Source organism: Mesorhizobium sp. M7A.F.Ca.CA.001.10.2.1, assembly GCF_003998575.1.
Taxonomy (GTDB): domain Bacteria; phylum Pseudomonadota; class Alphaproteobacteria; order Rhizobiales; family Rhizobiaceae; genus Mesorhizobium.
Genome location: NZ_RZQY01000489.1, coordinates 1 through 4,574 on the forward strand (window position 1 = coordinate 1; position 4,574 = coordinate 4,574).

A 4,574-nucleotide genomic window follows, 5' to 3' on the forward strand; every position below is an offset into this window, starting at 1 on the left:
CCTTGATGGTGTCGTCGAGCCGCTCGGCAAGATCGGCGCTCATCATCTGGTAGACGATGGCGCCCGACAGGACGAAGGCCAGCACGAACAGGAAGGCGAAGGTCAGAGCCAGCCGGAACGGCGTGCTGCGCAGCAGGCGGGACCATGTTCCGGTCATGACGGCGCGTGCAGGCTGTAGCCGGTGTTGCGGACGGTGTGGATGAGCTGGGTTTCGAAGGGCTTGTCGACCTTGGCCCGCAGCCGGCTGATATGGGTCTCGACGACGCTGGTCCTGGGATCGAAATGAAAATCCCAGACGCGCTCCAGAAGCATGGTGCGGGTGATGACGCGGCCTTCGCCGCGCATCAGCACTTCCAGCAGGCTGAATTCCCGCGGCTGCAGGTCGATCGGCTGGCCCCGCCTCGTGACCCGCCGCATGATCAGGTCCATTTCGAGGTCGGCGACCCGCAGGACGGTTTTCTGCTCCTGCGCCGCCGGCCGCCGGCCAAGCGCGTTGATGCGGGCGAGAAGTTCGGAAAAGGCGAAGGGCTTGACCAGATAGTCGTCGCCGCCGGCCTCCAGCCCCTCGACGCGATCGTCGATGCCGCCGACGGAGGTGAGAAAGATCGTGGGCGTCCGTACGCCCGCGGCGCGCACCGCCTTGATCATCGACAGGCCGTCGAGGCCGGGGATCATCCGGTCGGCGACGATCACGTCGTAATTGCCCCGGGTCGCCGCGAACAGCGCGTCATGTCCGTTGCGAAGGAGGTCGCAGACATGGCCGGCCTCGGTCAGTCCCCTGACGATATAGTCGGCCGTCCTGTGGTCGTCCTCGACGAGAAGCAGTCGCATGAAAGGTCCGGTCCGTTGCCGAGATGGAGAGGCTATCACCGGCACGGGCTTGTTCCTAGGATGTCACGAAGGCGCAGGCATTCGGAGCGGCTTCTCCCAACTTCGTCATCGTCGGGTCCGCGCTGCGTCGCTACGCTCCTTGCTCCGCGCGCGGATGACGAGGCCAAGGCTTCAGTCCAGGTCCAGCAACAGTTCATCGGCCTCGTCGGTTGCCTCCTTCAGGGTCATGTGCAGGACAAGCGCAAAGATACAGCCAAGGAAGAGCAGGCTGGTGAAGATGGTGCCGAGACCCAGGCCGCCGTGCCTGGCCGATCGCGACAGCAGGTCGCCGAAGGAGGCGCCAAGCGGCCGTGTCAGGATATAGGCGAGCCAGAAGGCCAGGATGCCGTCGAGATGCAGCAGCCAGTAGGCGAGCGCTATCAGCGCGATGGCACCGCCGAACAGCAGCCCCGTCGTGAGGTAGCCCATGTCGAAGCTTTCGGCGACGAGGTCGCCGGCGGCGGTGCCGAGCGCGAAGGTCAAGAGGATCGCCAGCCAGTAGAAGATCTCGCGCCTGGTGGTGAAGATGGTGTGGATCGACAGCGTCCTTTCGCTGGCGTACCAGACCGCGAATGTCGCGGCGAGCGCGACCGAGAAGGCGATGGTTGCCGTCTGCAGGCGCACGCCGAAACTGTCGACGAGGCTGTCCGTCACCAGCGTGCCGACGATGCTGATCAGCACCACCGCCGGCCAATAAGCCCACGGCACATAGCATTTCCGCGTAAACTGCAGGACAAGGGCCGCGATCAGGATGCCGGTCATGATCAGCGAGGTGACGGTCAGCCCAAGCCCGATCGTGTCGGCAAGATAATCCGCCGCGGTCTCGCCCGTGGTGACCGCCATCAGCTTGACCAGCCAGAAGTCGAGGGTGACGTCGGGAACCCTGTTGTGGCTCGGTGCGGCGGGTTGTTGCCTGTTGGGCGCGAGCATGGCTGAAGTCCAGAGGTCGATGGTTGCGGCGGGGCGGTTGCGATCCGCCCCGCGCATCGTAAACAAACGAGTTCACACCGGCCTGTCCGGCGGCATACAAATTCGTAAGAATGGGCGCAAAAGGCATTGCCAATGTCTGGCGATGCGTTTGATGGAATGCGGCGCCTTGCATCCGCCATCGCTGTTCAACGGCGCGCTGATGGCGGCCGCGGTGCCGGGCCGCACGTTCGGCCCGACCCATCCTGCGCTCTGGTGATCGGTGGTTCTAGCTACCGAGCGGATGCGGCATGTAGCCGACGAAGCCTGATATCTTCCAGCTGCCGCCGACCTTGCTGCAGAAATACAGCGTCTGCCATTTCAAGCGGTCGACGCTGCCGTCCGCCTTGGCAACCGAGCCGTCGAATTTCTTGTGCAGCACGGCGCGGTCGCCGTCGACATCGATGGCGCGCATGTTGGTGACGCGAAACAGCGCCTCGCGCAGCGGCTCGGCGAATTTGGTCGCCGCCGTCTCCCTGGCCTGGCGCAGCCATTCGTCGCGATAGATTTCGAGCCTTGGAAACTGCAGCCGCCAGGCGTCGGCGTTGTGCAGGAAATGCGCATGCATGCCGAAGAAGCTCGAGGCTACGAAATCATCCTCGACCATGGCCCAGTCCTGGCCGATGAAAGCGTCGATGTCGCGCCGCACCAGCATTTCCCAGAGCGCGTGGCGATCGGCATCGCCTGATGGAAACGGGTTCTTGTCGTAAGTCATCGCTGGGTGTCTCCGCTCTGGCAAATGCGTCTGTACGTTGCGGCTTCCAAGCCGCCCGTCAGCGCGTACGATGCAAGCGCTCTTGTAATAAAGCAACACGGATTTCGAAGAATGTTGCTTTCCAACAAGGCCCCCTATGAGGATCGCCCCGATCGGCGTAAATGTCGATCGAAGCGGGCGCTGCCATGGCACCCCGTCCTGTCATCAGAGGAGGCTTGTCCCTTGCCGAAACAGTGTTTTGGAACATCGCATGTGCCGTTGTCGCCCGCCGTGCGGGCCGGCGATCTCGTCTATGTCTCGGGCCAGGTTCCCGTCGGCAGCGACGGCATCGTGGTCAAGGGCGGCATATCGGAACAGACCGAGCAGGTGCTCGCCAATATCAAGGCCGCGCTGGCGCTGGCCGGCTGCACCATGGACGATGTGGTGAAGACCACGGTCTGGCTGGAAGATGCGCGCGATTTCGGCGCCTTCAACGCGGTCTATGCCCGGCATTTCCCCAAAAACCCGCCGGCCCGCACCACGGTCGAATCGCGGCTGATGATCGATATCAAGATCGAGGTCGAGGCGGTCGCTTACCGGCCTCTGTAGGCAAAGCAACGAAGCGGAGGTGACCTCAATGCAATTCGACCTCCTGCTGAAGGGCGGACGGCTGATCGATCCGGCCGCTGGCCTCGACGCGCCGCGCGATGTCGCCATCGCCAATGGCCGCGTTGCCGCAGTCGATGCCGATATCCCGGCGGACAGCGCAGCGCAGATCGTCGATGCCGGCGGCTGCATCGTCACGCCGGGCCTGGTCGACCTGCACAGCCACGTCTATTGGGGCGGCACGTCGCTTGGCGTCGATGCCGACCGGCTGGCCGCCAAGAGCGGCACCACCACCTTCATCGATGCGGGCAGTGCCGGCGCCGGCAATTTCCTCGGCTTCCGCCGCCATGTCATGGAGCGGTCGAAGGTCCGCATCCTGGCCTATGTCAACATTTCCTTTGCCGGCATTTTCGGCTTCTCGCAGACAGTGTCGGTCGGCGAGTGCAGCGACCTCAGGCTGTGCGAGCCGCGCGAGGTGGTCGCGGCGGTGCGTGAACACCGCGATGTCGTGGTCGGCGTAAAAGTCCGCTCCGGCAAGCATGCCGGCGGCACCAGCGGCATCGCCCCGGTGGATCTGGCGCTGGAGGCCGCCGACCAGGCCGGCCTGCCGCTGATGGCGCATATAGACGAGCCGCCGCCCGGCCGCTCGGAAGTGCTGCCGCGGCTGCGCAGGGGCGACATTCTCACCCACTGCTTCCGGCCGTTTCCCAATGCGCCGGTATTTGCTTCCGGCGCGGTGCGGCCCGACATGCGGCTGGCGCGCGAGCGCGGCGTCATCTTCGACATCGGCCACGGCATGGGCTCGTTCGATTTCGCCGTTGCCCGTGCCATGCTCGAGGAAGGGCTGGCGCCCGACGTGATCTCGAGCGACGTGCATCTCTACTGCGTCGACGGGCCGGCCTTCGACATACTGGTCTGCATGTCGAAGCTGCTGGCGCTCGGCATGCCGCTGGTCGAGGTCCTGCGCGCCGCCACGCAAGCGCCGGCGCAGGCGATCGCCAGGCCTGACCTGGGCACGCTGGCGGTCGGCACCGTCGGCGATGTCGCCGTGCTCCGGCAGCGCCCGGGCCGCTTCACCTTCGTCGATGCGGTCGGCGCGTCATTGGTCGCCGACCAGAGGCTGGTGTCGGATGGCATCGTTATCGGCGGCACCTGGTGGCCGAACGAGGCGGCTGATCACAACGAGACCGAGCGTTTCGTGGCGCAGGCGTCGCATACGCATGTTGAGGTGGCCGCGAGGCATTTTGGGCATCGGCACGATTAGCTCTTGCGGTAGATGGCTACCGCCCCGAATTGCTCGGCTTCCCATAAACCGGCGTCTCAATGCGCTCCATCCGCGCCTTGATCTGCAGCGCCACATATTTCGAATAGAAGCGCGACAGCGCCAGATTGCCGCCGTGGAACCAAAGCGCTTCCTGCGCGGTCGGCTTCCACATGT

6 protein-coding genes and 1 pseudogene are annotated in these 4,574 nt (G+C 64.8%); 3 read left to right on the plus strand and 4 right to left on the minus strand.

Going from position 1 to position 4,574, the window contains the following annotated elements; all coding sequences use genetic code 11:
* The 3 genes and pseudogenes from EN964_RS38795 to EN964_RS25455 all read right to left on the minus strand — a co-directional run.
* Positions 1 to 157: pseudogene (locus tag EN964_RS38795) on the minus strand (two-component sensor histidine kinase); the annotation flags it as partial.
* Positions 154 to 831 (minus strand): winged helix-turn-helix domain-containing protein, encoded by a 678-nt coding sequence (locus EN964_RS25450; protein ID WP_127268444.1) that lies wholly within the window; start codon positions 829 to 831, stop codon positions 154 to 156. The pseudogene EN964_RS38795 and the gene EN964_RS25450, both read right to left, overlap by 4 nt.
* Before the next feature lie 171 nt (positions 832 to 1,002).
* Positions 1,003 to 1,800 carry a hypothetical protein gene (locus EN964_RS25455; protein ID WP_127268443.1) on the minus strand — a complete coding sequence of 266 codons (798 nt, stop codon included), beginning with the start codon at positions 1,798 to 1,800 and terminating at the stop codon, positions 1,003 to 1,005.
* On the opposite strand from EN964_RS25455, the gene EN964_RS25460 reads away from it, so the two are divergent.
* Positions 1,799 to 2,056: a hypothetical protein gene (locus tag EN964_RS25460; RefSeq protein ID WP_127268442.1), complete on the plus strand. Its 258-nt coding sequence runs from the start codon at positions 1,799 to 1,801 to the stop codon at positions 2,054 to 2,056. The two genes, EN964_RS25455 and EN964_RS25460, sit on opposite strands and share 2 nt — an antisense overlap.
* Before the next feature lie 9 nt (positions 2,057 to 2,065).
* Here EN964_RS25460 and EN964_RS25465 read toward each other — a convergent pair whose 3' ends face one another.
* Positions 2,066 to 2,551: a hypothetical protein gene (locus EN964_RS25465; protein ID WP_127276883.1), complete on the minus strand. Its 486-nt coding sequence runs from the start codon at positions 2,549 to 2,551 to the stop codon at positions 2,066 to 2,068.
* Between the two features lie 222 nt (positions 2,552 to 2,773).
* On the opposite strand from EN964_RS25465, the gene EN964_RS25470 reads away from it, so the two are divergent.
* Positions 2,774 to 3,139: a RidA family protein gene (locus EN964_RS25470; protein WP_013528752.1), complete on the plus strand. Its 366-nt coding sequence runs from the start codon at positions 2,774 to 2,776 to the stop codon at positions 3,137 to 3,139.
* A gap of 28 nt (positions 3,140 to 3,167) precedes the next feature.
* The gene (locus EN964_RS25475) at positions 3,168 to 4,400 is read left to right on the plus strand and encodes an amidohydrolase/deacetylase family metallohydrolase (protein WP_127269761.1); all 1,233 of its coding nucleotides are present in this window, start codon (positions 3,168 to 3,170) and stop codon (positions 4,398 to 4,400) included.
* Positions 4,401 to 4,574: the final 174 nt, after the last annotated feature.

Bases quoted from the DNA above. Each gene is read 5' to 3' on its own strand.
- EN964_RS25475 (WP_127269761.1), top strand. From the start codon at position 3,168: ATGCAATTCGACCTCCTGCTGAAGGGCGGACGGCTGATCGATCCGGCC.
- EN964_RS25450 (WP_127268444.1), bottom strand. From the start codon at position 831: ATGCGACTGCTTCTCGTCGAGGACGACCACAGGACGGCCGACTATATC.
- EN964_RS25455 (WP_127268443.1), bottom strand. From the start codon at position 1,800: ATGCTCGCGCCCAACAGGCAACAACCCGCCGCACCGAGCCACAACAGG.
- EN964_RS25465 (WP_127276883.1), bottom strand. From the start codon at position 2,551: ATGACTTACGACAAGAACCCGTTTCCATCAGGCGATGCCGATCGCCAC.
- EN964_RS25460 (WP_127268442.1), top strand. From the start codon at position 1,799: ATGGCTGAAGTCCAGAGGTCGATGGTTGCGGCGGGGCGGTTGCGATCC.